Origin of the sequence: Bradyrhizobium japonicum USDA 6 (genome assembly GCF_000284375.1) — a bacterium.
Taxonomy (GTDB): Bacteria; Pseudomonadota; Alphaproteobacteria; order Rhizobiales; family Xanthobacteraceae; genus Bradyrhizobium; species Bradyrhizobium japonicum.
This window is the reverse complement of record NC_017249.1, coordinates 5,863,670-5,889,363: the sequence shown is the minus strand read 5'-3', so window position 1 is coordinate 5,889,363 and position 25,694 is coordinate 5,863,670. Positions and strand designations below refer to the sequence as shown.

The window sequence follows — 25,694 nt, the reverse complement described above, 5'->3', positions numbered from 1 at the left end:
CGCTTTCATCTCGCTCTCGTCGCCGGTGCTCAATTGTCGCACCTTCGGTGTGAAGCATCTCACACGCACGCTTGCGTCAATGCTGCGATAGAGTACCTGTTGTGATTGAACGTGGTGAATTTAGTCGATTTGACACACCCGCCATCACATCAGCCTCAAATGAGCTGCACACGCCAGAACGGCATGTTGAAATAGCCTCCAATCGGCCGCACGGCCGATGAGAGCTATGGAGACACTATGGCTGACAAACTCGAACAGAGCATGGTTGGTACGTGGACCAAATCCACGTCGGCTGCGTGTGCGGACAAGTATCCCGCCATTCTCACATTCTCGACCGGCACCTACCGCGGCATGCGCGGCGAAGGGCAGGGCATGGTGTGGTGGGACGCGGGAATCTACCGTCTCGAGGATTCCAACACGCTCGTCGTCGGGACGGCGACTGATGAACTTGTGACCTATCGCATTTCGCTCAAGGCCGACCGATTTGAGTTTACGGATTCAGAGGGCTGTGTCGTGACCTATCGGCGCGCGTAGGACTGCGCACGCCACAGCTGACCGAAATAACGCGGCCGTACCCGCGAACGAGCCCGATGCTCACGTCGATCGCCTCCACCTTTCAACGAGGAGAAGACGACATGTGCAATTGCTCAGAGCATGAATCGAGTGGTAGCCTTTCCAAGATGACCGCGGCATCGGTCGAGCCCGCCATGAAGCCGCAGGTCCCACTGTCGCGCCAGATCAGCTTCAGCGACGAGGAGTCCGGCGATCAGCCGGCCGCAACCGGTCTGCAGCCGTTTCCGCCGTTCAGGCTCTGCAGGCTCGACTTCCGCGAAGGCTGCTATCAGATCAACTTCAGGCCGACCGCGGGCTTCGTGACCTTCGAAGGCACGCTGCGCGTCGATCGCTCGGCACCCGACGGCGGCGCCGATCATCTGATCGTCAGCGGTGATCTCTACTCGCGCCGGCCGGTGATCGGTCCGATCCCGCCGGTGGGGCCCGTGGTGCCGGTGGGCGATGCGGATGGAGATGAAGCGGCGGCGGAGTCGGGACTGACGAGCCTGGCCGGTTCGCTCAGTGCGCTCGATGAACCCCTGATTCCGTTTCCGATCCGCAGGCCGCGGATCCCCATCTTCCCCCGCGCGCGCTATCATTCCTATCTCAGGGTGACCAGCGTGTCCGCGCCGGTCGCGGTCCCGTTGCCGAAGAAGTGCGAGCTGACGATTGTCGCCGAGCAGTTCAACTACACGCAGCCGCCGGCCGGCCAGTTCAAGGGCACGTTCCCGGCCTCGCCGTCGCGCACCGTGACGATGAAGCTTTCAAAGGTGCCGGCGCCGTTTCCGTTCTCCCTGACCGGCGGGCCGTTCTACCAGGGCCGGCTGTTCGAGGGCGGCGTGGACAAGGGCAGCATCACGCTCGCCTGGGTGTCGAAATTCTTCCGCCGCGCGACGCTGGAGATCGACACGCTGGTCGGCGCCGTCCGGCCCGCGCCGGTGCCGGACGGGGCCGGCGGCACCGAGTTCTTCGACACGGTCTTCGCCAAGACCGGTTGGCAGCTGTCGGTGGTGCAGGACCAGCTCAACGTGCCGGTGCCATCAGGCGTGGTGGCGACCAATTGCTGGAGCTCGGCCGATCTGCACGCGTTGATGACGACCGTGCGCAATCCCGCGACGAATCTGGACACCGAATGGCGCGTGCACATGATCGTGGTGCCCGCCAAGCTCGGCTGCTCGCGCGGCATCATGTACGACCAGATCGGCGTACCCCGCGAAGGCTGTGCCAGCTTCTCCGATGACGGTTATCCCGTCTCGGACTCCTCGAACTTCGGTCTCGCCGCGAACAAGAAGCAGCGCGACGTGCCGCGCGCGTTCCTGCGCAGCGCGACCCACGAGCTGACGCATACGCTGAACCAGATCCACCAGGAGCAGGAAACGGCGGCCGACAACTCGATCATGACGACGACGCCGAGCGTCGCGGACGTGCTCGGCGGTCCCGCGACCGGCGAGCCCGGGGTGTTCCCGGATCAGATCAAGCTCGCGCACAACACCAACGTCCGTCATCACCTCAACCACATGCCGGATCCGGTCATCCGTCCGGGCGGATGGCCGTTCGCAAGCTGGTTCCCGACCGGCGCGCCGCAGGCCGCCGACCGGCACGATTTCGAGCCTTCGGAGCTGGCGCTGACGGTGACGGCCACAACCGACCGCGTCGCGCTCGGCCAGCCGCTGGATCTGACCTGGACGATGACGAACACCAGCGGCGTATCGCTGCGCGCGCCGAACGACGTCAGCATCGAGGCCCTGTTCGCATCGATCACCGTCACCGACGGCGAGGGGCACGAGCGTCCGGTCAGGCCCTTCGTGATCCTGTGCGAGCACGCGAAGCTGACCGAGCTTGAGCCCGGCAAGAGCGTCACGGCCTCGGCCAAGGTGTTCTGGAGCACGGCGGGCTTCGCCTTCGAGAAGCCGGGCCGCTACCGCGTCGACGTCGCGGTGTCATGGTCGGCGCAGGGCGTGATGGTGGGCGTGCAGTCGGGGATCGACGTGTTCGTCGATTATCCGACCAGCGCGAGCGACAACCATTCGGCCAATCTCGTGCTGCATCCCGAGGTCGGCAAATGGGTGGCGCTCGGCGGCGATGCCTATCACCTCGGTGAAGCGTGCCGGCGGTTGCAGGCACTCAGCCAGACCGCAGTGCCGTCAGGCGCGCGCGCCGCAACGGCTGCGGCCGGCGATGATACGACCGCGCCGCGCGCGATCGACGGTTTTGCCGACATGCTGCCGGATCGCGCCAAGCTCGCGAGGTTGCGTCCCGAACTGTCCGCCGAGACCGGCGGCCGTACGCCACGCGGACCCGCGCGAGCCGCCGCCCCGGGCCGCAAACGCGCGGCGAAGGCAAAGGGGCGCAGGGGGCGAAAGCGGTAGGCCGTTTCGCTGAAGCCCGGTGAAGACCATCGGTGTCATGGGCGAGCGCACCTGCGACCGTGTCGTCGCAGGTGCGCCGTCATCTTCACAGACGAATGACAGCAGTGTGAAATTCTCCGTCGCTGCCGCGCTGCTTCATCTGCGCCAAATTTCAGCACGATGTGATCTCGCTTTAAGCGTGTATTGTTGTAGACTGTCGCGCAGGGGCTGGCTCGCGTCCAATATCGGTTGTTCAAAGCTCCCGACCGTCGATCCAAGATTCGATCCAAGAGTCGATCCACGACCAGCAGGGAGCAAATCATGGCCTGGCCTACGCTTGCCGAACTCGTCTCGAACTTCGCGCCGATCCTTCATCTCGACAAGGACGAGGTCAATCTGCCCTCGTCGACCGACTGGTACATCGGCCAGGTCGGCTACCAGGCCGCCGGCGGCATCTATTCCGGCCCGGGTCAGTGGAATTGGGGGACCGCCGAGCAGAGCAGCCCCGACGACTATCTGGTCGCGCCGCAGGCGATATGGGCCTCGCTGATGAAGGGCTATCTCCCCACCGCCACCAGCTATGTCCACGTCCTGCCGGTCGATGACCGCACCGACATGGTCGATCTCCAGTACTGGCTGTTCTATCCCTATAACGGGCAGGAGACCTTCGAGGTCACCGGCTGGACCGGCAGTACCGGTCAGGCGCTGATGCCGCTCTCGATCCATTGGGGCGACTGGGAATGCGTCACGGTGCGCGTCAATATCGACCAGCAGGTCGTCGGCGTGTTCTTCTCGCAGCATTCGGGCGGACAATGGTGCTCGCCGAACGACGGCTTTCTGTCGCTCAGCGGTACGCACCCGAACGTCTATGTCGCGAGCGGGTCGCATGCCAACTATCCGGCCTCGAGCAACAGCACCTACGAGATCGGCGGCGTCGATGTGTGGGACGTGCGCTTCGCGGTGGCCGACTACGCGCGCGGCGGCGGTCCGACCGTCAATCTGGTCACGCCCAATCCGCCGGTCGTGATCCAGAACGATGCGCAGGCGATCCTTCCCACGCCCGTGACCCCGCCACCCTGGCTCGCCTTTAAGGGCCGCTGGGGACAACCGATCGAGCCCACGCTGACCGACGCAGAGATCGGCTCATTGGTCGCCGCCGCCGCCAACGGCATGCAACTGAATGTGCTGGTCGAGGAGGCCGTGCAGTACGTCGCAGGCTCGACGACGCTGCAGGCCTGGCTCTCGGAAGTGATCCTGCCGATCGCGAAGGGCGATCTGACCGGCCCAACGGGACCATCGCAGAAGGGCTCCTGGGCCGTCACGCCGACTTTCCTGCCGTTCGGCACCGACGCGCCGATCGCTTCGAGCGTCAGTCTCGTTCCGGTGGCGCTGGCGACGATGCCGGGATCGCAAATCCTCTGCATCGGAATGGGGAATCCCTTGCCACCGATGATGAGTGCGTGGAGCTTCGACCAGGGTAAATGGTCCAGTGCGAAGTCGCCTACCATGGCCCCGTTCGGCGGACTGGCCGCCTGCGCGACGCCCTCGGGCGGACTGGCGCTGCTCGGTCTGGGCAAGACCAGCCTTCTCGCCTTCATCTCGTCCTCTGGGGCGTCCGGAGGGCCGTGGAGCGCAGCGGGGCTCTGGCCCGCACCGCCGGCCACGACCGGGGCCAGCATCGGCCAGTTCAACGGCGCCTGGTATATTGCCTGGGGCGGCGCTGACGGGACGATCCAGTATCTCAGCACGACCGACTGGGTGCACTTCGGGCCTCCGCAAAGCGTGATGCTCCCCGGCGAGAACGGCCCGGTGCCTGCGACGATCGCAGGCGGTGCGCTGGTGGCGCCTGCGGTAGAGAGCTGCGGGGGCGCGCTGGTGATCGTGGCGCCGATCGCGGGTCTCGAAAAGGGGATGCCGACGGTGCTCGGCGCCTATGTGTCGTCCGACGGTTCGAACTGGACCGGCCCCAATCTGCTGCCGAGCATGTCGCTCTGTTCGGACACCAGCGGCGCGCTCGCCGGAGGGCCGAACGGGACGCTCTATTGCTTCTATGCCGACAGCAACAAGAAGGTGCGCTACTCGGTCACCAGCGATGGCGCGGACTGGAGCGATTCAGGCACGATCGCCGGCGCGTTCACCCAGCGGACGCCCAGCGTGATCCCCTGGCAGGCCGGCTTTCTTGTCGTGCATCCCGGCAAGTCGTCACCGACGGTGTACTGGAACAGCGCGACCTTCGAGTAAAGCGCGGCGGGATCGCTGCACAGCCCCCCGGCGCAAACGCGGGATGTAGACGGCGCTGTCCCATGATACGCCGACTACATCGTCGCCTCCGGAGCCCGCCTTCATGTCCGCTGCAACCGCCCCCAACCAACAGCCCGCGACCGCCACCGAGACCGACCCCGAAGCGCTCGGCTGGATGAAGGGCTTCCCGCCATCTCCCGACCGCACCATCACCTTCCAGAACGGCTCGTTCCGCAATTTCCCCGAATTGCGCTGGGCCTGGAGCAACGTCCGCCAGCTGGTGCCGACGGTGAATGTCTGGCGCGGGGCAGGGCCTGCGTCCGTGTTGCCGCGGGAAGACCACGACATCGGCGCGGTCGCCTCGACCACCCTGGACGGCCGGCCCATGACGTTCGCGAAGATGCTGGAGGAGACTTATGCCGACGGCATCGCCGTGCTGCATCGGGGCAAGCTGATCTATGAGCGCTATTTCGGCGCGCTGAAGCCGCACAAGCCGCATATCGCGATGTCGGTGACGAAATCCTTCACCGGCGTGCTGGCCGGCATTCTGGTCACCGAGGGCAAGATCGATCCGCAGGCGCCCGTCACGGATTATGTACCGGAGTTGAAGGCCAGCGCGTTCGGCGATGCGCGCGTGCACGAGGTCATGGATATGACCACGGGGCTCGAATACACCGAAGTCTATACCGACAAGAACTCCCACGTGTGGGGCTTGCGGCGCGCCAACGGCATGGCGCCGATTCCGCCTGACTATGACGGTGCGACCAATATCTTCGATTTCCTCGTCGGGCAGAAGAAGCAGGGCGAGCACGGCAAGGCCTTTGCCTACAAGACCGTCAACACCGACGTGCTCGCCTGGATCTGCCGGCGCGCCAGCGGCATGACCTTGTCCGACCTTCTCTCCGAGCGCATCTGGACGCCGATGGGCGCGGAGGAGGACGCGCATTATCACGTCGATCGCATCGGCACCGAGAGCGGCGGTGGCGGCCTCTCGACCACGTTGCGCGATCTCGCCCGCTTCGGCGAGACCATGCGCAATCATGGCCGCTTCAACGGCCGCCAGATCGTCCCGTCACAGGTGGTCGAGGACATCGCGCGCGGCGGCGATCCCGAGAAGTTCAAGCCGGCCGGCTACACCACGCTGCCCGGCGCGTCCTATCGCAACCAATGGTGGGTCACGCACAACACCCACGGCGCCTATATGGCGCGCGGCGTTCATGGCCAGGGCATCTACGTCGATCCCAAGGCCGAGATGGTGATTGCGCGCTACGCATCGCACCCCGTAGCGGGCAACGCCGCCAACGACCCCGTGACGCTGCCGGCCTATATGGCGCTGGCGAAGCAGCTGATGGTCGGCGGCTAGGGTAGATTGCTGCATCGTCTCTTGGCGCCGCATACTCGCTGTCATCGCCCGACTTGATCGGGCGATCCAGTATTCCAGAGACGATCGTGATTGAACCGAGAGGCCGCGGCGTACCGGGTCGCCCGGTCGAGCCGGGCGACGACGGTGGAGATCAGAGGATGCCACGGGGACATCCTCCCAAACCGCAAGATCGGTCGAGCGCGTCATGACCGTCAGCGGCTATCTGAAGCCGCCACGGAGGAGGGACGATGAAGGCGGCGCTGCAAAACTATCAGGACCGGATGCGGCGGGTGCTGGACCATATCGACCGGCATCTCGACAGCGATCTGGACCTGGAAACGCTGAGCAGCGTTGCGGCCTTCTCGAAATTTCATTTCCACCGGCAGTTCACGGCGACCTTCGGGTTGTCCGTGCATCGTTATGTCCAGCTGGCCCGTATGAAGCGCGCTTCCTACCTGCTGGCCTACAGTGACGCCCTTGACGTCACCGACATCGCGATGGACGCCGGTTACGACGCACCGGACGCCTTTGCCCGCGCCTTTCGACAACGGTTCGGGCAATCGCCGTCGTCGTTCCGCAACTCTCCCGACTGGGAGCTGTGGCTTGTGGCCTTCGGGCCTCTCGACAACGCGAGGAGCAAGCTCATGAAGACTTTTACCACTGACGACGTGACGATACGCGACGTGCCCTCCACGAAAGTCGCGATCATGGAGCATCGGGGCGACCCGGCGACGCTCGGCGATACCATCCGGCGGTTCATCGCGTGGCGCAAGAAAGCCGGCCTGCACCCCAGGACAAGTCCGACCTTCAATGTCTGGCGGTCCGAACGGCGTCCTTCCTCGCCCGCCGCTTACAGCACGGACCTCTGTGTCGGGACCGACCAGCCGATCGAGGCGAATGGCGAAGAGATCAAGGCCGGCGAGATCCCTGGCGGACGCTGCGCGGTGCTGCGGGGCGTCGGCTACACCGACAATCTGGAGCCCGCCGCGCTCTATCTCTATCGCGACTGGCTTCCGGCCAGCGGCGAGGAAGCACGCGACTTCCCGATCTATTGCCAGCGGCTGAGCTTCTTCCCGGAGGTGCCGGAGCATGAGACGGTTGCGGACGTCTTTCTGCCGCTGAAATAGTGCCCTCCGACGGCGGACGAACCGGCATCATTCAATATCGCGCGTTCCACGCGTCGTATGGTCTCACCAATATAAGGATTGACTTATATTAGTGAAGGCCGATACTCGCCATTGCGCGAAACGATGCGGAGGGATGCAATGGAAATCGACGTCGCCAGGGTCTTGGGGCTAGTCACGCGTTCGGTGAAGAATTTCGAGAAGGATGGAAAAGCAGCCAGCACGGTGACGCTGACGCGGCTTTACGAGACCAGCGTCGACGATCTCTGGGATGCAGTGACCAGCCGGCAACGCATTCCGCGCTGGTTCCTGCCGGTCGAGGGAGACCTCCAGCTGGGTGGAAGGTACCAGCTGAAGGGGAACGCGGGCGGCACCATCACGGCATGTACGCCGCCGACGCATTTTGCAGCGACGTGGGAATTCGGCGGCGGGATGAGCTGGATCGACGTCAAGCTGGCAGCAGAACGGGATCAGGCGCGTCTGACGCTGGAGCACACCGCAATCATCGAGGACCATTGGAATCAGTTCGGTCCTGGTGCGGTGGGTATCGGCTGGGATCTCGCCATCGCGGGACTGGAGCGATATGTTGCGACCGGCGCATCGGTCGACCACGAGACGGCCGAGGCTTGGATGGGCTCACCTGCCGGCAAGGAATTCATGACGACAAGCGGTGAATATTGGTGCGAGGCGCATGTCGCAAGCGGGGTCGATCCTGAGACGGCGAAGCAGCGCTCCGACCGCACCATCGCCTTCTATCGCGGCGAGATGCCGCCTGACGTCGCACATCCGGGCACAGGAAGCTGATGCACGTCTTCGAGGTCCTCGCCGATCCCGTGCGCCGTCGCATCCTCGAGCTGCTCGCCCCGGGGGAGATGGCGTCCGGTGAGGTCGTTGAAGTGATCGGGGCCGAGTTCGGGATCACGCAGGCGGCCGTGTCGCAGCATCTCAAGGTGCTGCGCGAGAGCGGCTTTGCGACGGTTCGGGCGGAGGCGCAAAGACGGCTCTATTCGGTCGACGTTGCGGGGCTTCGGTCGGTGGATGCGTGGATCGGTCAGTTCAGGAATTTCTGGGAGCCGAAGCTGGACGCGCTGGCGACGGAGATCGCGCGCGGCAAACGGGAGCGCCGTCACGCGCCGATGACCAAACGGAGCGGGAAGAGGGCGTGAGCTTCATTGGTAGGATGGGTAGAGCGCATCGAAACCCATCAATACCGCGCGTTGGACCCGATCGGTTTCGCTGCGTTCTACCCATCCTACGCGCTCATCTCCCCAGCGCCATCGCGATGCGCGAGGCCAGCAGCCGTCGCGCGCCTTCGATATCAGCGCGTCTTCGTCCCGCGCGTTCGCTTGTCATCGACGTGAACGCGCGTTTTGCCGGCAGCGACCTGGCGGCCCTTCACGTGATCGATGAAGGCTCTCAGTTTCGGCATCGTTTGATGCCGGCTCGGATAGTAGAGAAACACGCCCGGCGCCATTGGCGCGAAGGACTTCAGGACCTGTACGAGCTTTCCCGTCTTCACCAGGCTGGTGGCGATCGGTGCGGGCACTTGCGCAAGTCCCATGCCTTCCACGGCGGCGCCGAGCATGGTGGGAAAGTCGTGGGCAATCAGCGGCCCCGAGACGATCGCTTCGACCGTCTTGTTGCCATCGACAAGAGACCAGGGTGCGATCGATCCGTTGCTGCGGCGAATGCGCAGGCATGCGTGCTGACGCAGGTCGTCGATACGCTCGGGCTGTCGGTGCCGGCGTAGATAGTCGGGGCTGCCGACGACCACGAACGGGAAAGGGGGCGTCAGCCGGACCGCGACCATGTCGGTGGCGATGAACTGGCCCATCCGGACGCCGGCATCAAACCCCTTGGCCGCGAGGTCGACCAATTCCTCGCCGGCGGCGATCTCCACCTCGACCTCGGGATAGGCCTGGCAGAAGGATGCGATCAGCGGCTCCAGCAGGATCGGTACCACCGCGCGCGGCACGGTGAGGCGCAACAGTCCAGTCGGACGCTGTCCAAGATCGCGCGCAACCTCGCTTGCGGCGACGAGCTCCTCGAAAGCGGGCTTTGCGCGCGAGAGGAACCGCGCGCCGGCCTCGGTGAGGCCGACACTGCGTGTTGTGCGTATGAACAAGGCTGCGCCGACACGCGCCTCGAGCGCACGGACCGCCTGGCTGATGGCCGATGGCGTGACCCCGAGCTCCGCGGCCGCCCGGCGGAAACTGCGGTACTGGGCGACGCGCAGGAACGCTTCCACGCCATCGAGAGCGCCTTGTCTGACTGTGAAGTTCTGCTTCATAGCCCATCAACATTATCCCGAATAGTCGCTCGCGCCAATCGATCGTATGTCTCGCTCGCAGATCGGAAGCATCGCTGATGTCGGACACTGCGACGTCAACGCGATCTCAGAGAACAAAGGGGACCGCCGTGCTCCGGGAAACGAGACCGATGAAAGTCATCCGTAAATTTGTCGTCATGCTCACTCTAACCCTGATGGGAGCGACTTCCATGACCGATCCATCCGTTGCCCAAACACAAGCCATCTCACAAGCCATGTCGCCCACAACCACCGGGGTGATGGTCATCCTGACCGTGAAGGCGGGCGTCACGCGCGAGCAGGTCATGGCCGTCATGCCCGCTGAAATCCGGCAAACCGTGCAGCTCTATCTCGATGGGAAAATTCGCGAGTGGTATTCGCGTGGCGATGGGCGCGGAGTTGTCCTCTTCGTCGATGCCAGGGATCTCGCCGGGGCACACGCGATCATGGAAGACCTCCCATTGGCCAGGCAAGACCTGATGGACCACGAGTACATCGCAATCGGTCCGCTTTTGCCGCTCCGCTTGCTCATGGCCAATCCCGAGCGCCGGCAATAAGGGCGAGACCCCGATGGAGGACGGCCGATGACCACCGATGCTGCTCCCGCTGTGATCGTCCCGCCGCTTCGGGTCTGGCATGGCCTGCTTTGGACCGTCCCATTCACGGCACTGTGGAGCTGGTTGCTCTACGCGCTAGTCGCGCTCTGATCGGAGGCCAAAATGACGACAGAAACGCTCTTCCGGATACATCTTGTCCTCGGTTACGTCGCGTGGCTGCTCTGCTTCGGCACGTATGTCTGGCCCTGGCTCAGATCGATGGACGGGCGCGACGCGCACCGTGCCATCGCCACTCTGCACAGCTTCCGCTTCTTCGGGCTCGTCTTCATCCTTCCCGGCGTCGTGAGCCCGGACCTCCCGGCCGGCTTCGCCACGTTCGCCGCCTGGGGCGACTTCGCGACCGGGGTGCTGGCCATGCTGGCGCTTCTCACGGTGAGGATACGCACGCTCTTCTGGCTGTTCATCGTCGCCTTCAATCTCGCGGGCACGGTCGATCTCGTCGTCGACTACTATGACGCCATCCAGGTCGGCCTTCCCGCGCATGCGGAGTGGCTTGGCGCAACCTACGCGATCCCGATCATCTACGTGCCGCTGCTGATGATCACGCACGTCTCCGCATTCTATTTTCTGGCACGCCCTCGGCTCGACGCCGATGCCGCCGCACTGGCCGGCGCGGGCTGAAGCGAACCCGGCCTCCCGCCGGCGTTTCACCCGCGCGCCATCTTCTCGAACCGCTTGATCAATCGCTCCCGCTTCAGGCGCGACAGCCGCTGGATCCAGAACATCCCGTCGAGCTGATCGATCTCGTGCTGGTGGCACACCGCGCGCAAGTCGCCCGACTCCTCGTTGTGCATGTTGCCGTCAACATCCTGATAGCTGATCCGCACCCGCGCGTGGCGCTGCACCTCGTCGTTGACGCCGGGCATCGAGACGCTGGCTTCGCGATGCAGGATCATCTCCGGCGAGGCCCATTCGATTTCCGGATTGACGTAGGTCTGCGGGCCCGCCTTGGCGTCGAGCTCGAGCACGACGACGCGCAAGGGCACGCCGATATGCGGCGCCGTGATGCCGATCCCGGGCGCGGCGCGCATGGTGTCGAGCAGATCCGCTGCAAGCTCGCGCAAGGCGCCGCCGAATGCGGTGACGGTATGGGCCGGCATCGCGAGCCGGCGGTCGGGATAGCGGAGGAGGGGGCGAATGGTCATGCAGGCTCCCTACCACTCACGGATGGTTGAAGCATCCCGTTCTTGACTGCCTACCAACTGAAAGGTAGCTAATCTCCCATGACCAACGCCTCCTCGACGGCCGACGACATCCTGGCCTGCGCGCGCACCCTGATCATCGCGGGCGGCTATAACGGCTTCAGCTACGCCGACGTGGCGGACGTCGTCGGCATCCGCAAGCCGAGCATCCACCACCATTTCGCCAGCAAGGTCGATCTGGTCCGAACCCTCGTGTCGCGCTATCGCGCGGAAGCCGAGGCGGGACTGACCGCGCTCGAACGTAATGTCGCCGACCCCCGCGAGCAGCTCAAAAGCTATGTCGAGTACTGGGAGGCGTGCATCAACGATGCGACGGCGCCCTTCTGCGTGTGTGCGCTGCTGGCCTGCGAGCTTCCGATCCTGCCGGAGGAGGTGGCGCTTGAAGTCCGCGCGTATTTCCGTTTGCTGGCGTCGTGGCTGACCTCGGTGATGGAGCGCGGCAAGCGGAAGGGGCAGCTGCATCTCTCCAGCGCAGCGAAGATCGAGGCGGAAAGCTTCATGGCGACCATTCACGGCGCGATGCTGTCGGCGCGTGCCTATGGCGATCCAAAGATGTTCGGTGTGATCACCACCCCGCTGCTGGATCGGTTGTCCGCGAGGCACTGAAACATTTCGACGAGACGACAACGACACGCCCGCGGGCACGCTGGGGGCGGACGCGATTTGTTGCGGGTAAAAACTACCAACCAGTAGGTATAGGAGAGAGTGCGGTGACGCATCATCAATTGGATCTCGTTCGGGCCGACCGCGAGCAATGGCTGAAGTTCTACTACTTCATCCGGGCGGCGTTCTCCGTCGCCTGGGTCGTTGCCGCGTTTGCCGTCGGGCCGTCATCCGCGGCGATCGCAGGAGCCTTGCTCGTGCTCTATCCGGCATGGGACGCCGCGGCCAACTTCGTCGACGCCTTGCGCAGTGGCGGGCTCGCTCAAAATCGCACCCAGGCGCTGAACGTTCTGGTCAGCCTGGCGACCACCGTCGCGGTGCTCGTCACCTTGCAGATGAGCATGAACCTCGTGCTTGCCGTGTTCGGAGCATGGGCGATCCTGTCCGGCCTGCTCCAACTGGGGACGGCCATCCGGCGCTGGAAGAGTTTTGGCGCGCAATGGGCCATGGTGCTCAGCGGTGGCCAGTCCGCCCTGGCCGGCGGGTTCTTCATCTTTCAAGCCACGAAGCCGATGTCTCCGACGATCGCGAATGTCGCGGGCTACGCTGCAGTGGGCGCGGTCTACTTCCTGGTCTCGGCGGTATGGTTGACCGTGACCGAGTGGCGTCAGCGCGCTAGGCGAGCCCAATTGGGGGCGTGAGCGTTGCTGCCCATGTCTGGCACCGAAGGATGACGGGGTGGATAACGAGCGCGGTACCATCTCCGTCACCCTTCGAGGCTCCTCATTCTTGTTGGCAAGCGTATCCGAAATTGCCCTGCACCGGCGTGTGGCCTAACAATGCCGCGCGGGCTCGCTGGCCGCCGCGCGTCGGTAGTTCGCGTCCGGAGGCCGCGCGGCAACAACTCACCGTCCCGTCGAAAACCCGCGCTCGGGCCAGAGCGAAAGGCCAAGCGCCGCCACCAGAAGCGCCGCGGCGAGAATATCCTGCACCGTCAGGCGCTCGCCGAGGATCACCAGCGAGGCCGCTAGACCGAAGAAAATCGAGCCGTAGGATGTCAACGCGACCACGATTGCCACATCGAGCACGCGAAGGGCCATGCTCTGCAGAAGTTGACCGGCAAGCGACAGCAGCAACACAAGCTCGAGATCGAACCACAGCACTGTTTGCAGATCGACATGCCGCACCGGAATGAGAACGGAATCGAGCCGTTCAATGGCGAGGCCAATTACGCCGAGCGAAAGCAGCCGATGGCGCCGAACACGCCAACGACAAACAGCGCCGAAGGGTCTTGTCGAGCTGGCGAATGCCGAGCGTCAGGATGGCCCAAGCGAGAATGAAGGCGGCAATAAGGAGATCACCGATCGTGGTGGCGGTGCCGGAGGACCTGGTTAGCGTCAGTGTCGCGGCACCGATCACCCCGATGACGATCGCGAAGGTCTTCAACTGAGAAAGCCGTTCACGCAGAAATAGCGCCGCCAGCCCGGCGGAAAGAGGCTGAGGAGCAATACGGCATGCGATGCGCTGGTGGCGTAAGCACCGAGCGCGGATAACGCATTGGTGCCCGGTCCGTAGGCGATGTCACAAAACAGGAAAAGCGCCGCGTTCCTGATCGTCAACGGGGGAAGCTGCCGAGGCCTGGTGGCGGCCGCGAGCAGCAAAAACAGGGGCAGTGACCATACGCCGCGCGCGACAAAGAGGCTGACGGCGTCAAAGCGAGCGGCGGCTTCGGGTGCGTAAAGTTTTTTGATGCCACCGCGTTGACGCCAAAGAACACTGCCGAGACCAGGGCCGCACTAACGGCGAGGAGTCGCTTTCCACGATCGGCACCTGAACCCTGCGAAGCAATTGCGGTCTGTTCCATGGTATCGACGCGACAACTCATCTTGTGTGGTAGCAATGGCCGATCGGCAGCCCTTCGATTACGCGAATGCTGTCACGCATCAGAATCGGCTTATCGGCGGACGGGCTTCGCTCCGACGGCAATCGAATAAAGCGTGATTGGCCAACGGACAGCGTCCTTGCCGTGATTGAGGCCCGGAGTTCGGTTGAGCTGCGCGGCCGGCATCCACAACTTGCCCTCGTCGTCGATCCACATGGCATCCACCCATGCCAGGCGGGGATCGGCAATCAAGGTCGATATCTCGCCGGTGGCAGACACTTTCAAAATCCGGGAACGATCGGTGTCACTGACATAGATCGTACCTGCTGCGTCGATGGCGGTGCCGCCCGTCGAGGGGGTGTCGGCAAATCGCTCGACGTGGCCCGAGAGGGTCGCCTCGTCGAGCGATGGATCATCCAGAAAGCGCGTTGCGATCCGGTACATCGGACCCGAGCAAGGCTGATAATAAAGCCAGAGCCCGTCGCTCGAGACTTCGAGCTGATCGGCATGCACCACGACCGGCCTTCCGTCGGAATCGAGCAACTGCCGGCCCTCCGCCACCAGCGGCCGAGCGGCGACTGTAGATGCGTGGTTCTCCAGAACACGACGTGTCTGTCCAGTTGACAGATCAAGGACGATGAGCGCCGGGCGGCCCGCATCGGTCAGGTAGGCGATCCCGCCATTGAAGCGGACATCGTCGACGAAGCTCGCTCCCTGGGCAGCCGAGGCAAGATCGTAGACCCGCGTCACCCGATTGGTGGCGAGGTCAATGCGGACAAGCTTTGGACCGCCCTTGACCAGTGGCTTGCCGATCCCCGGCGCGCCGCGATCGACAATCCACAAGGCGCCATCGGGACCGATGCGCAGAGAGTTTGCGCCAACGAATGCGCGCTCTCCGTCCTGCCGCTCGCGCCAACCGTTCCAGGCGGCATCCGGATAAGGCCGGACATTGCCGGCTGTGATTTCAGCGATCTCGGGCTGACCTGGCTTTTGCGGTTGAACGACGACGAAGCGCCGGCCACTAGAGGACGTTGTAACGCCGTTCGCGATCAACGCATTCGAACCGAATTCGGGGTGAAGCTTATTTGCTGGCTTCGCCATCGCGGTCGAACTCGCGAGAATGAAAATGATGATCACGCACAGCGCGGCGCATGCCTCTCGGCCGCGCGATAAAATTCCGTACGTCACGGGTCATTTCACCCTGATCACTTCAGCAGGACTGGTCCCGCGTCGATCCTGACGCGGAAGAGCGTGTACGGCTTCACGCGCTGGTCCTGCCCTTCGTGGAACTGTGCCTGCCGATGGAGCTGGTTGGCGGTGAAGTACAGGTAACCGTCCGAAGCAACAGACAGCGTGTCGGGCCACAATATCCGTGGATCATGCGCGATGGTCTTCCACTCACCATCGGCTTGACGCTGGCGAACGCTGTTGCGCTCGTAGTCACCGGCATAGATGCGGCCCTTGTCGTCGGCCTCGAGGCCATCCGATGCTCCCTTTTCGCCGAGATCGACGACCGCCTCCGCAATGGCGGCCTCCGACGCGTGCCGGTCGAGCAGAAGAGCTGTCGGCACCGAATACAAATGTCGGCTCGATAGGGGGCAGTAGTAGAGCGTCGTGCCGTCAGCGGAAATGGCGATGCCGTCGGAGGCGACGCTGAAGGGGGCCGGAGGCTTCCCTTTCTCACGAGCCGCCAGTCGCTCGCCTTCCACGACGGGAATAAAAGCCGGATCCGGCGAGGTCGATTTGTGCCCGGTCAATTTCCTCCAGCTTTCACCGCTATCGAGATCGACGACAATAATGCCGCCCGGTCCGCTGATCGATGAATCCGTAATGTAGGCAATGCCGGCTTTGCCCCGGCGCAGGTCGAAGCGTACATCGTTGATATAAGTCGTCGGCAAGACGGTCGAGGACGGCAGCACGATGGTCTTCACCACCTTGTTCGTGGCCAGGTCCGCCGCGACAAGCTTTGCGCCGCCCGCCACGGGCGACGAAAAACCCGGCGCTGCCGTGTCTAGAATCCAGAGGCGGTTCGCCGCATCGACGACGACGCTCTGCACGCTGCCAAGGGTTTCTCCAGGCCGCGCCGGATCGAAGATGTTGGTGGGCGCATCCGGATAGGGGACGACCTGGCCGTTGCGGATCTCTCCGACCGTGAACGGCACGTCGTCGCCCCATCGGGGAAAATTGATGAAGATGCGGCCGTCGGCAGCGACGGACACACCGGTTGGCATAGCATCGTAGAATTCAAAGACCGGCTCGATCGTCCCGATTGAGCGATCGGTGGCGAGCGGCCCGCCGGACGCCGATGAAGCTTTCGAGGTCATGAGGGAGTCCTTTGGATTTCGCGGTGTAGCCGCCATTCCAGAAGCGAGGAAAGCAGCGAGACACGGATCGTGGCTGCCTTGTGCAGAGTCATCATCTTCAATTCCGCGGCGATTAAGGCAGGGCGGCGACGTCATGCCGCAGCCGTGAGCGCCGCCAATATCGCGTCCCGTCCGGCCTCGGCGACTGCAATATCCTGTTCAGTGGTTCCGGATCCGACGCCGATCGCTCCCACCACGTCACCGCGAAAGACGATCGGAAAGCCGCCACCGAGATTGGCGATGCCGCCGTGACTGGCGAATGCCAGATTCGCGCCGAACTCGAACGGGATTCCGCCGGTCGGGGCGCCGATCGATGCGCTGGTTGCGGCCTTGGCAATCGCCGGGTCGCGGGCAAGAACGGCGGCGGCATCGACGCGGGCGAACGCCAGGAGATTGCCCCCCGCATCGACGATAGCAATGCATTCCGGGGCAGCGATCTCCCTGGATTTCGCGACTGCGGCCTCGATTGCGATCGCGGCCGCCGCATATGTGAGTTGCCGCTTGCTGTGAGTGAGGGGCTGGCTTGACATGATGTGAACTCCCGATTGGCTTTCAGCGATGAGACCGGACGGACGTTGCGATCGGATGCCGTCTCACTTTGGCGACGCTGCAATCGAAGGGACGCCGTCTATCCAGTCCTGACGTTGCGGAGAGAAGAAATCGATGTCGATCGTGTCTTCGGTGCAGACAAATTCATGCGGTGTATTCGGCGGAATGACCATGACGGTCCCCGCGGTCATGATGAACTTCTTGCCTTGCGAGCTGACCTCGCACCGCCCTTCCGTAATCCACGTGATCTGCTCGTTCGCGTGATGGTGAAGCGGAAAGACGCCTCCCTTCTTCACGATCCATTTGACGAACGTGGATTGCGCACCAACCAGATATTGCCGTTGCACGAGGGGAGAGATCTGTTCGATCGGCTGCTGATCGAGCTGGTAGAGAACAGGAAGGACTGCCGAATGGCCGCTGCCCCCAGACTGAATGCCGCCGTCCGGTGCATCGGTAACGACAGGCGCGGCCGATAACGACGGCGCGGGCCGGTTTTGGGCCATTGCAGGCACGATCGCGACTGCGCTGGAGAGAAGCAGTGCAAAAGCCGTCAAGTTGAGCTTCATTGGTGTTTCCCGAGTTAATGGATGATTGCGACCGGCTCTGGCCGAAGCATGACGTCAAAATCCCGACAGGACGGTCTTGCCGATGCTCCGGCCGCTTTCGACCTGCGCGTGCACGCGCTTGAGGTTGAATGCGTTGATGAGGCCCGCATCCTCCGTCAGGGTCGTACGCAGTAACCCGGCATCGACAAGAGCCGCGACTTCGTTGAGCAGATGGTGCTGCATGACCATGTCAGGTGTCCGGTACAGCGTGGGTGTGAACATCAGCTCCCAGTGTACCGAGACGCTCTTGCGCTTGAGGCCGACAATATCGAAGGCGCGGGGATCGTCGATCAGCGCCAGCCGGCCGTGCGGCGCGATGGCTTCCGCGATCTCCGGCAAGTGCCTGTCGGTCGCCGTGAGACCTGCAACATATCTGACCTCTCCGATGCCGATTTCCTTCAATCCCTGGTCCAGAGGACGATGGTGGTTGATGACGTGATGAGCGCCCATCCTGCTGCACCAGGCCTCTGTTTCCGGTCTGGACGCGGTGGCGATCACGGTCAGCCCCGTCAGCCGCCGCGCCAGTTGCGTCAGGATCGAGCCGACACCGCCCGCGCCATTGATGATCAGCAGCGCGCCGGACTGCGTCTTCACCCCATACGGAATGGCAAGGCGCTCGAACAGCAGCTCCCATGCGGCAATCGAGGTGAGCGGAAGCGCGGCCGCCTCACTGAAGCTCAGGGTTTTCGGCTTACTGCCGACAACGCGCTCGTCGACCAGATGAAGCTCGCTGTTCGTGCCCGGTCGATCCATTGCACCCGCATAGAAGACCTCGTCTCCCGGCTTGAACAGCGTGACATTCGAGCCGATGGCGTTGACCACGCCGGCCGCGTCAAAGCCAAGAACCCGGACCTTGCCCTCGGGTGGCGACATTCTCGCCCGCATTTGCACGTCTGCGGGATTGACCGAAACTGCTCTGATCGCAACACGCAGGTCGTGCGGGCCGGGCTCCGCGGCCGGCAATTCGAGGTCGACGAGAGCGTCACCCGCCGAGAGGGGGCCTGCTACCCGATAGCCGACTGCCTTCATCAAGGATTCCTTTGGCACATCTGACCGACATCCTCTGCGGACCACGGCTTCGGCTGACTTATCGCGGCTTGGCGCCGAGAAGAAAAACGCATAGTTTGAATGGAGCTAGTAGCGAACCTAATAGGTGCATATGCGCGACCTCGAGCTCGATTTGCTACGTGCGTTCGTCGCGGTTGCCGATGCAGGAAGCTTCACCGCCGCCGCCGACACGGTCGGCCGCTCGCAATCGGCCGTGAGCCAGAAAATCCGCAGGTTAGAGGATCTGATCGGACATCCTATCTTCGACCGGAACAGCCGTTCGCTCGCACTGACCGGCGCGGGCGGCCAATTGCTGATCGGAGCCCGGCGCCTGCTGGACCTGAATGACGACGTCATCCGCTCGCTTCATGTCCCGGAGACGACGGGCCGGTTGCGCGTGGGAATCTGCGAGGATTTCGTTCCGCTCCAGCTCTCCAGGCTATTGGCGCGCTTTCTGCGACTTCATCCCGGCGTTCAGCTCGACGTCAACACGAGTTTGACCCACAGCCTGCTTCGGGAATTCGAAGCGGGCAATCTGGACCTCGTGATCGCCACCCGCGAGCTCAAGGAGCGAGGCCGCGTCATATGGCGAGAACCAATGGTCTGGTTCGCAGCGTCCGACTTCCGGCTCGATCCGGAACAGCCAGTGCCGCTCGTCCTTCTCCAGCCACCTTGCAGTTATCGCGAGCTCATGTTCACGACACTCGACGCGGCGCGGCAGGCGTGGGTGACGGCATGCACCGTGAGCAGCCTGACCGGGGTTCAGGCCGCGGTTGCCGGTGGCCTTGGCATCACGCTCCTGGGTCGCTCGTTCATTCAAGACGGAATGCAGATCATCGATGCGCCGAAGCACTGGCCACCGTTGCCGATGACGGAGATCATCGTCCTTGGCGAAGATACAGCCGAAAAATCGCTAGCTCGACCTTTGCTGGAATTTCTCGTCGAGGGAATGCGGATGCCTTCACTTCCGCAATCGGGCTAGCCCCGCTTGGGTCAAACGCGACAAGACTCAAACTGAGCACGATGCGTCTGCTTTGCTTCCGGGGCGCATCGCGACCAGGTCGACATCAACTGCAGCTCCGAGCTCTAGTCCGGATAGGGCGTGCCGTCCTTGTGTACGAAACGGCCGTCGGAATTGGCGCTCATCATGTCGATGTCGGAGCACGTCGTGAGATCGTCGGGCGAGCGCGAGCCGACCTCGAGATAGACGGCCATCGCATCCGAGCGGTTGATCATGTGATGGCCGTTGCCGCTGCCTTTCGGGAAGGCTGCACAGTCGCCGGCGCGCAGCACGGTTTCGCCGTCGTCCTCGATCAGGACCACTTCGCCCGCGAGCACGTAGACGAACTCGTCCTCGTGCGAATGCCAGTGCCGCTGGCTCGACCAATTGCCCGGCGGCAGCTGCATCAGGTTGACGCCGAAATCGGAGAGGCCACCGGCATTGCCGAGCCGCTTGCGGATACGATCGGCGCAAGGGCCGGCGAAGGGCGCGGGATAGCCGGAGCCCTTGCGCGCCGGGACAGCGGCGATGTCGATCTTGGGCATGTGAATGTTCCATTCAAATCAGCGCATCGCGCGCAGCGGACCGGTGACCGGCGCCATGATCGGCGGCCGTTCGCAGGATGCAATGAGGCTTTCGGGATGATGACAGGATGCCAGTGTTTTGCCCGACGTGTCAAATTGCGGCCTGGCAATCGCGAGTTCCGGATCATGCAATTTGGCCGCCCGTAAGTCATTGATCCCGCGGGGGCGGGCTACTGTGCATGGGGTTGTTTTCGACATTTTTCTTGGCGGGCCGCAAAAGCCTGCTACGAAAAATGACGCGAGCCTGTCGGTCTCCGGCGTTCCCATTCGTCTTCCACCCAGACAGACCTGACGGGAGACCCAAATGAACGCTTCCTCCTATCGCTGGGTGATCGTCGCCGCCGGCGGCTTGCTCGGCTGTGTCGCGATCGGCGGCATGTTTTCGCTGCCTGTGTTCCTGCAGCCGATCGCCAAGGACACCGGCTGGTCGGTGACCGGCGTTTCCAGCGCGATGACGATCGGGTTCCTGGCGATGGCCTTCACCAGCATGGCCTGGGGCACGGCGACCGACAAATTCGGGCCGCTGCCGGTGGTGCTGACGGGATCGACGGTGCTGTCGCTCAGCCTGTTCGCCGCGAGCCACGCGAGCTCGCTGCTGGCGTTCCAGGTCATGTTCGGCCTTCTGGTCGGCGCCTCCTGCGCGGCGATCTTCGCGCCGATGATGGCGACCGTCACCGGCTGGTTCGACACCCATCGCAGCCTGGCCGTCTCGCTGGTGTCGGCGGGCATGGGCATGGCGCCGATGACGATGGCGCCGCTCGCGGCCTGGCTCGTCTCCGGCCACGACTGGCGCACCTCGATGCAGATCGTGGCGCTGGTGGTCGGCGCCATCATGATCCCGGTCTCGTTCCTGGTGCGACGCCCGCCCGCGCTCGCGCATGCCGTCGCCGCGCCTGCGGGCGAGAGCGCGCCGCAAGGGGAGATGTCGCTGGGCGAGGCGCTGCGCTCGCCGCAATTCATGATCCTGCTCGCCACCAACTTCTTCTGTTGCGCCACCCATTCCGGCCCGATCATCCACACCGTCAGCTATGCCGTGAGCTGCGGCATCCCGCTGATCGCGGCGGTGACGATCTACAGCATCGAGGGCTTTGCCGGCATGGGCGGCCGTATCGCCTTCGGGCTGCTCGGCGATCGTTTCGGCGCCAAGCGCGTGCTCGTCACGGGGCTGCTGTTGCAGGCGTTCGGCGCGCTCGCTTATGTCTTCGCGCAGCAGCTCGCGACGTTCTACGCGGTCGGCGCCGTCTTCGGCTTCATCTATGCCGGCACCATGCCGCTCTATGCGGTGCTGGTGCGCGAAAACTTCCCGCTGCGCATGATGGGCACGGTGATCGGCGGCACGGCGATGGCCGGCAGCCTCGGCATGGCGACCGGCCCGCTCGCCGGCGGCCTGATCTACGACGCGTTCTCCAGCTACGCCTGGCTCTATATCGCCTCCTGGGCGATGGGCCTCGGCGCCTTCCTGATGGCGATGAATTTCAGGCCATTCGCGAAGCCGCAAGGCGAGGCCGCGGCAGCGGCGGCGTGACGCGGTCTATGACGGGATGTGCTTTTCGAAAAAGAGATCCGGGTAGGGATCATCGTTGAAGCGGGGGATCTCGCGCCAGCCCGTGGTGCGGTAAAGCTGGCCGGCTTCGGCGAGCGCGCTGTTGGTGTCGAGCCGCAGCAGCGTGATGCCGAGGTCGCGTGCGGCATTCTCGGCGGCGTCCATCAGGCGCCGGCCGAGCCGCAATCCGCGCGCTGCGGGGGCAACCCAGAGACGCTTGATCTCGGCATAGCCGTGATCCGTTCCCTTCAGTCCGACGCAGCCGATCGGCAGCGTATCCGACATCGCAACGATGAAGGTGCCGCGCGGCCGGCGCATGTCCCTGGCGTCAGGATCGCGCGACAGCGAGACGTCAAAACCCTGCTTGAAGCGGCGGCCGAGCTCGGAATAGTACTCGCGCAGGCAATACCGTGCTGCTTCGCTCCGTGGATCCATCTCGTCCAACGCGACGCGCTCGCGCGTCAGCGCGGAAGCGATCAGGTCCATCGCCGCCAGCAGCGCCTCGCGCTGCGAAAGTTGCGCCAGGAAGCCTTCGGCCTGCGTATTCGACAGCGCCTCGTAGGCTGCGAACTCGCGCCGGCCCGCACGTGTCAATGTTACGACACGGCGGCGCGCATCGTCCTCATGCGTCGTGGTCTCGACCAGCCCTTCGTCCTCGAGGCTGCGGAGCAGCCGGCTCATCAATCCGGAATCGAGTCCGAGATAGTCGCGGATCTCCGCCACATCCGAGCGCCCATGTCCGATCGCATTGAGCACGCGCGCCGCCCCAAGCGGCCGGCCGCGCCCGAGGAACGAGGTGTCGAGCGCGCCGACGGCGGAGGTCACGGCGCGATTGAAGCGGCGGACGCGGGAGACGGGATTGAGCATGATACCTGACTTTAGTCAGATATTGTGTGCGGGTCAATCGAGACGGCCGGTCTCACTTCGCCAGCGTCAGAAGCGGCTTGTCCTTGGCGACGATATAGGTCGCAAGCTCGCTCGCGGTGTCCTGGCCGACGTTCTTCGCCGCATGAACCGTTCCGGCCGGAATGAACAGCACGTCGCCTGCCCTAAGCGTCACCGGGGGCTTGCCGTCGACGTCGTATTCGATGGCGCCCGTCAGCACATAGATAATCTCCTCGCCTGGATGCGTATGCCGGCTGAACGCAACTCCGGGCGCGAGGTCGACGCGGACCTGGACCGCCTCGCGATCGGGCGCGCTGAGATCATGGCGCTGGAGGTCGGTGCGCGTGACGCCGGCCGGCTGGGCTGCTGCCGGCAGGGTGAGAAGGTTGGTGGCGAGCACGGCAGCGCTCGCAAGCACGCGCAGGGTTCGTAATGGATAGGGGCTCATGGTCGGCTCCTGATGTTGGCTTGATGGCGGGTCAGACGAGGGTGGTGGTCACCTCGATGTTGCCGTGGACGGCCTTGGAATAGGGGCAGATGCCGTGCGCCGCCTCGATCAGCTCCTGGGCGACCGCGCGATCGACGCCGGGAACGCTGACGTCGAGACGGGCCCGCAGGAAGAAGGCGCCGTTTGCATTGTTCAGGTCGATCGTGGTGTCGACCGACGGCTGGCTCGGCAGCTTGACCTTGCGCTGGGCGGCGGCGAGGCCCAGCGCGCCGAGGTAGCAGGCCGACCAGGCGGCGGCGAACAGGTTTTCGGCGGCCGGGTGCGGCTGGGCCAGCTTGATATCGAGAGAACCGTCGTTCGCGTGCGCGGCGCCGTCGGGGCCGGAGGTGACGTGGGTCTGGCCGGTGAAGAGAAGCTTTGCAGCGGTAGTCATGGCGGATCCTTTCTCGTCTGATTTAGATCGTATCCGATCTAATCGGATGAGCGCCGAAATAAACCTGTCACTCCGTCTGATCAAGCTCTTCCGATTTAATCGGATGCGATTTATATTGATCCGGAGATCACGAATTGCGGAGGTTCACGTGTCCCGTCCCGCCAAAGCCGCCGGCAAAGGCCGAAAACTGTCGAATTTCCTGTGCTTTGCCGTCTATTCGGCCAATCTGGCCTTCGGCCGCGCCTACAAGCCCCTGCTCGACAAGGTCGGGCTGACCTACACCCAGTACATCGCCATGGTGGCGCTGTCGGACGAGGACGAGCAGACGGTCAGCGCGCTCGGCGACAAGCTGTTCCTGGAATCCAACACGCTGACGCCGATCCTGAAGAAGCTCGAGCAGAACGGTTACATCAAGCGCCACCGCGATTCCGCCGACGAGCGGCAGGTGCGCGTGAGCCTGACGCCGGCCGGCCGAAGGCTGATCGAACAGGATCTCGGCGAGTCCGTGATCGAGGCGACTGGCCTCGGCGACGAATTTCCGGTGGTGCAGAAGACGGTGAGCCGCCTGCGCGACAATCTGCTGCGCGCGATCCAGGCGCCCGGAGAGAAGAAGCGCTGAGCGCGCGGCGCCTTCCCGCTGGAATAGTCGGAGGCGCCGTCCGCCTCCGATACAGGCACGAAGGAAAGGCGCGCGGCTCTAGTTGCAGACCGTGCGCGGAATCATCCAAGTCGCGAAAGTCTGCCAGAACCCGTCTTCGCGACGGCGCTGGTAAGCGACGAAGTCGGCGTCATCATCATCATGCACAAGTTCATAGCGATAAGTTTGGGCTGCAGTGGTGTTGGGCTTGCTCATGGAACACTCCATCTCGAATGGGCTTTGCTTCGAGTTAGGTGCGGTGCAGCACAAGTCCAATGGCAGTACGATGATCAGCGCATCACGTTGTGGAGAGTACTCAGTCCAGCCCGAGCGCCTTGCGTGATTTGCGCGTGAGCTTTGCGACAATCAGGGCATGGGCCTGCGCCAGATAGGCGGTGAGTTCCGCATCGGGTAGTGCGTTGTTGCTGGCGAGTTGCACCCATTTGGCGCGCGCCAGATAGGGCGCCGGTCGTGCCACGCCATGCTCGATCAGCATCGCATAGGCCATGTCCGAAACCTTGAACATGTAGCCGCCGGAGCCCGCGGCAAAGCCGCCGCCGAGCGCGAACATCTTGCCGCCGACCTTGAACACGGAGGTGCCTTCCCACTGCACCACCTTGGTGGCCGCGGGCAGGCGCAGGCAGCGGGCTTCGAATGTCTTGGGTGTCATGCGCTCGCACTTGAGACGAAAGGACCGCCTTTATGGCAACATGCGTCTTCCAACCAGGGATGAATTGCCATGTCGCGCGTTTCGATCAAGACCAGGGACGATCTGCCGGAGGCGCTGAGGCCGCTGTGGGACAAGATGACGACCTACGGCGCGTTCGAGAACCAGGCCGGTGTCATGGCCCACCGCCTGCCGATCTTCAAGCATATGTGGTCGCTGCTGGTCGATCTTGCTGAAGAAGGCAACGTCTCGAAGCGCCATCTGGAGCTCGCGCTGGTCACGGTCTCGCTGCTCAACAAATGCGACTATTGCGTCTCGCACCACGCGCCGAAGCTGGCGGTGCAGGGCGTGTCAGAGGAGGGCGCCGCGCGCCTCGTCGACTACAGGGACCATCCCGAGCTCGATGAGCTCGACAAGCTCGTCGTCGAATATTCCATCGCCGTCACCAACAACTGGAACAAGACCCGCGACGAGATCTTCGTCCGCCTGCGCGCGCATTTCTCGGAAGCCCAGCTCGTCGAGCTGACCTGGCGCATCGCGCTCTGCGGTGCCTTCAACCGCTTCAACGACATCCTCCAGCTCGAGGTCGAGCAGGGCGTTCCCCACAGCGAAGCCGCGGAGTAATCGGTCGCCGGCGGCGCTGGTCCCCCGAGCCGGGACCAGCGCCAAGGCGCGATCACAGACTTGTGGGTT

The 25,694-nt window shown here is 63.8% G+C and carries 32 protein-coding genes; 15 read left to right on the top strand and 17 right to left on the bottom strand.

Annotated elements, in window-relative coordinates; all coding sequences use genetic code 11:
- Positions 1 to 237 precede the first annotated feature (237 nt).
- From BJ6T_RS28000 to BJ6T_RS27970, 7 genes are all read left to right on the top strand, one after another.
- Positions 238 to 534, top strand: coding sequence for a hypothetical protein (locus BJ6T_RS28000; protein ID WP_014495898.1), 297 nt, complete (start codon positions 238 to 240; stop codon positions 532 to 534).
- Between the two features lie 173 nt (positions 535 to 707).
- Positions 708 to 2,921 (top strand): hypothetical protein, encoded by a 2,214-nt coding sequence (locus tag BJ6T_RS27995; protein ID WP_225894872.1) that lies wholly within the window; start codon positions 708 to 710, stop codon positions 2,919 to 2,921.
- Between the two features lie 300 nt (positions 2,922 to 3,221).
- Entirely contained in the window at positions 3,222 to 5,141 is a 1,920-nt protein-coding gene (locus BJ6T_RS27990) for a Vps62-related protein (RefSeq protein ID WP_014495896.1), read from the top strand.
- Between the two features lie 103 nt (positions 5,142 to 5,244).
- Entirely contained in the window at positions 5,245 to 6,504 is a 1,260-nt protein-coding gene (locus BJ6T_RS27985; RefSeq protein ID WP_014495895.1) for a serine hydrolase domain-containing protein, read from the top strand.
- Positions 6,505 to 6,752: 248 nt separating this feature from the next.
- Positions 6,753 to 7,631, top strand: a complete 879-nt coding sequence (locus tag BJ6T_RS27980; RefSeq protein WP_014495894.1) for an AraC family transcriptional regulator — start codon at positions 6,753 to 6,755, stop codon at positions 7,629 to 7,631.
- A 138-nt stretch (positions 7,632 to 7,769) separates the two neighbouring features.
- Positions 7,770 to 8,432, top strand: a complete 663-nt coding sequence (locus BJ6T_RS27975) for an SRPBCC family protein (RefSeq protein WP_014495893.1) — start codon at positions 7,770 to 7,772, stop codon at positions 8,430 to 8,432.
- Entirely contained in the window at positions 8,432 to 8,794 is a 363-nt protein-coding gene (locus BJ6T_RS27970; protein WP_014495892.1) for an ArsR/SmtB family transcription factor, read from the top strand. Before BJ6T_RS27975 ends, BJ6T_RS27970 begins: the two co-directional genes overlap by 1 nt.
- Before the next feature lie 152 nt (positions 8,795 to 8,946).
- Here BJ6T_RS27970 and BJ6T_RS27965 read toward each other — a convergent pair whose 3' ends face one another.
- Complete coding sequence (locus tag BJ6T_RS27965; RefSeq protein ID WP_014495891.1) at positions 8,947 to 9,918, bottom strand: LysR family transcriptional regulator; 972 nt, start codon at positions 9,916 to 9,918, stop codon at positions 8,947 to 8,949.
- A gap of 149 nt (positions 9,919 to 10,067) precedes the next feature.
- Between BJ6T_RS27965 and BJ6T_RS27960 the strand changes: the two genes are divergently transcribed.
- Positions 10,068 to 10,493: a hypothetical protein gene (locus tag BJ6T_RS27960; protein ID WP_014495890.1), complete on the top strand. Its 426-nt coding sequence runs from the start codon at positions 10,068 to 10,070 to the stop codon at positions 10,491 to 10,493.
- A gap of 162 nt (positions 10,494 to 10,655) precedes the next feature.
- Positions 10,656 to 11,174 carry a DUF8737 domain-containing protein gene (locus BJ6T_RS27955; RefSeq protein WP_014495889.1) on the top strand — a complete coding sequence of 173 codons (519 nt, stop codon included), beginning with the start codon at positions 10,656 to 10,658 and terminating at the stop codon, positions 11,172 to 11,174.
- A 26-nt stretch (positions 11,175 to 11,200) separates the two neighbouring features.
- On the opposite strand, the gene BJ6T_RS27950 is transcribed toward BJ6T_RS27955, so the two are convergent.
- The gene (locus BJ6T_RS27950; protein WP_014495888.1) at positions 11,201 to 11,698 is read right to left on the bottom strand and encodes a peptide deformylase; all 498 of its coding nucleotides are present in this window, start codon (positions 11,696 to 11,698) and stop codon (positions 11,201 to 11,203) included.
- Positions 11,699 to 11,776: 78 nt separating this feature from the next.
- On the opposite strand from BJ6T_RS27950, the gene BJ6T_RS27945 reads away from it, so the two are divergent.
- On the top strand, positions 11,777 to 12,361 hold the full coding sequence (locus BJ6T_RS27945) for a TetR/AcrR family transcriptional regulator (RefSeq protein ID WP_014495887.1): 585 nt from the start codon (positions 11,777 to 11,779) through the stop codon (positions 12,359 to 12,361).
- Positions 12,362 to 12,465: 104 nt separating this feature from the next.
- Positions 12,466 to 13,059 carry a membrane protein gene (locus tag BJ6T_RS27940; protein ID WP_014495886.1) on the top strand — a complete coding sequence of 198 codons (594 nt, stop codon included), beginning with the start codon at positions 12,466 to 12,468 and terminating at the stop codon, positions 13,057 to 13,059.
- Positions 13,060 to 13,263: 204 nt separating this feature from the next.
- Here the strand turns inward: BJ6T_RS27940 and BJ6T_RS27935 are convergent, their stop codons facing one another.
- The 8 genes from BJ6T_RS27935 to BJ6T_RS27905 form a co-directional block, all read right to left on the bottom strand.
- Positions 13,264 to 13,521, bottom strand: a complete 258-nt coding sequence (locus BJ6T_RS27935; RefSeq protein ID WP_141378526.1) for a hypothetical protein — start codon at positions 13,519 to 13,521, stop codon at positions 13,264 to 13,266.
- Positions 13,522 to 13,570: 49 nt separating this feature from the next.
- Positions 13,571 to 13,804, bottom strand: a complete 234-nt coding sequence (locus tag BJ6T_RS27930; RefSeq protein ID WP_028169591.1) for a hypothetical protein — start codon at positions 13,802 to 13,804, stop codon at positions 13,571 to 13,573.
- Positions 13,801 to 13,977 (bottom strand): hypothetical protein, encoded by a 177-nt coding sequence (locus tag BJ6T_RS47505; RefSeq protein WP_167541706.1) that lies wholly within the window; start codon positions 13,975 to 13,977, stop codon positions 13,801 to 13,803. The genes BJ6T_RS27930 and BJ6T_RS47505 overlap by 4 nt, the downstream gene beginning before the upstream one ends.
- Before the next feature lie 335 nt (positions 13,978 to 14,312).
- The gene (locus BJ6T_RS27925) at positions 14,313 to 15,428 is read right to left on the bottom strand and encodes an L-dopachrome tautomerase-related protein (RefSeq protein ID WP_014495884.1); all 1,116 of its coding nucleotides are present in this window, start codon (positions 15,426 to 15,428) and stop codon (positions 14,313 to 14,315) included.
- Between the two features lie 17 nt (positions 15,429 to 15,445).
- On the bottom strand, positions 15,446 to 16,564 hold the full coding sequence (locus tag BJ6T_RS27920; RefSeq protein ID WP_014495883.1) for an L-dopachrome tautomerase-related protein: 1,119 nt from the start codon (positions 16,562 to 16,564) through the stop codon (positions 15,446 to 15,448).
- Positions 16,565 to 16,695: 131 nt separating this feature from the next.
- Positions 16,696 to 17,133, bottom strand: coding sequence for a GlcG/HbpS family heme-binding protein (locus BJ6T_RS27915; RefSeq protein WP_014495882.1), 438 nt, complete (start codon positions 17,131 to 17,133; stop codon positions 16,696 to 16,698).
- 63 nt (positions 17,134 to 17,196) lie between these two features.
- Positions 17,197 to 17,718: a cupin domain-containing protein gene (locus tag BJ6T_RS27910; protein WP_014495881.1), complete on the bottom strand. Its 522-nt coding sequence runs from the start codon at positions 17,716 to 17,718 to the stop codon at positions 17,197 to 17,199.
- 54 nt (positions 17,719 to 17,772) lie between these two features.
- Complete coding sequence (locus BJ6T_RS27905) at positions 17,773 to 18,786, bottom strand: zinc-binding alcohol dehydrogenase family protein (RefSeq protein WP_014495880.1); 1,014 nt, start codon at positions 18,784 to 18,786, stop codon at positions 17,773 to 17,775.
- A gap of 130 nt (positions 18,787 to 18,916) precedes the next feature.
- Here BJ6T_RS27905 and BJ6T_RS27900 point away from each other — a divergent pair, with 130 nt between their 5' ends.
- The gene (locus BJ6T_RS27900; protein ID WP_014495879.1) at positions 18,917 to 19,786 is read left to right on the top strand and encodes a LysR substrate-binding domain-containing protein; all 870 of its coding nucleotides are present in this window, start codon (positions 18,917 to 18,919) and stop codon (positions 19,784 to 19,786) included.
- A 104-nt stretch (positions 19,787 to 19,890) separates the two neighbouring features.
- On the opposite strand, the gene BJ6T_RS27895 is transcribed toward BJ6T_RS27900, so the two are convergent.
- Positions 19,891 to 20,349, bottom strand: a complete 459-nt coding sequence (locus tag BJ6T_RS27895) for a cupin domain-containing protein (RefSeq protein WP_014495878.1) — start codon at positions 20,347 to 20,349, stop codon at positions 19,891 to 19,893.
- Between the two features lie 18 nt (positions 20,350 to 20,367).
- Positions 20,368 to 20,655 carry a hypothetical protein gene (locus BJ6T_RS45975; RefSeq protein ID WP_141378525.1) on the bottom strand — a complete coding sequence of 96 codons (288 nt, stop codon included), beginning with the start codon at positions 20,653 to 20,655 and terminating at the stop codon, positions 20,368 to 20,370.
- Between the two features lie 37 nt (positions 20,656 to 20,692).
- On the opposite strand from BJ6T_RS45975, the gene BJ6T_RS27890 reads away from it, so the two are divergent.
- Positions 20,693 to 21,913 carry an MFS transporter gene (locus BJ6T_RS27890; RefSeq protein WP_014495877.1) on the top strand — a complete coding sequence of 407 codons (1,221 nt, stop codon included), beginning with the start codon at positions 20,693 to 20,695 and terminating at the stop codon, positions 21,911 to 21,913.
- A 6-nt stretch (positions 21,914 to 21,919) separates the two neighbouring features.
- On the opposite strand, the gene BJ6T_RS27885 is transcribed toward BJ6T_RS27890, so the two are convergent.
- The 3 genes from BJ6T_RS27885 to BJ6T_RS27875 are packed head-to-tail and all read right to left on the bottom strand — an operon-like array spanning position 21,920 to position 23,697.
- Positions 21,920 to 22,798, bottom strand: coding sequence for a bifunctional helix-turn-helix transcriptional regulator/GNAT family N-acetyltransferase (locus BJ6T_RS27885; RefSeq protein WP_014495876.1), 879 nt, complete (start codon positions 22,796 to 22,798; stop codon positions 21,920 to 21,922).
- A gap of 52 nt (positions 22,799 to 22,850) precedes the next feature.
- Positions 22,851 to 23,264 (bottom strand): cupin domain-containing protein, encoded by a 414-nt coding sequence (locus BJ6T_RS27880; RefSeq protein WP_014495875.1) that lies wholly within the window; start codon positions 23,262 to 23,264, stop codon positions 22,851 to 22,853.
- A gap of 31 nt (positions 23,265 to 23,295) precedes the next feature.
- Positions 23,296 to 23,697 carry an Ohr family peroxiredoxin gene (locus BJ6T_RS27875; RefSeq protein ID WP_014495874.1) on the bottom strand — a complete coding sequence of 134 codons (402 nt, stop codon included), beginning with the start codon at positions 23,695 to 23,697 and terminating at the stop codon, positions 23,296 to 23,298.
- Between the two features lie 148 nt (positions 23,698 to 23,845).
- On the opposite strand from BJ6T_RS27875, the gene BJ6T_RS27870 reads away from it, so the two are divergent.
- Entirely contained in the window at positions 23,846 to 24,316 is a 471-nt protein-coding gene (locus tag BJ6T_RS27870; RefSeq protein WP_014495873.1) for a MarR family winged helix-turn-helix transcriptional regulator, read from the top strand.
- 78 nt (positions 24,317 to 24,394) lie between these two features.
- Here BJ6T_RS27870 and BJ6T_RS45970 read toward each other — a convergent pair whose 3' ends face one another.
- Together BJ6T_RS45970 and BJ6T_RS27865 are read right to left on the bottom strand one after the other, a co-directional pair.
- The gene (locus tag BJ6T_RS45970; protein ID WP_048228158.1) at positions 24,395 to 24,550 is read right to left on the bottom strand and encodes a hypothetical protein; all 156 of its coding nucleotides are present in this window, start codon (positions 24,548 to 24,550) and stop codon (positions 24,395 to 24,397) included.
- A 100-nt stretch (positions 24,551 to 24,650) separates the two neighbouring features.
- Positions 24,651 to 25,004, bottom strand: coding sequence for an MmcQ/YjbR family DNA-binding protein (locus BJ6T_RS27865; protein WP_014495871.1), 354 nt, complete (start codon positions 25,002 to 25,004; stop codon positions 24,651 to 24,653).
- 69 nt (positions 25,005 to 25,073) lie between these two features.
- On the opposite strand from BJ6T_RS27865, the gene BJ6T_RS27860 reads away from it, so the two are divergent.
- Positions 25,074 to 25,625, top strand: a complete 552-nt coding sequence (locus BJ6T_RS27860; protein ID WP_014495870.1) for a carboxymuconolactone decarboxylase family protein — start codon at positions 25,074 to 25,076, stop codon at positions 25,623 to 25,625.
- The last annotated feature ends 69 nt before the right edge of the window (positions 25,626 to 25,694 follow it).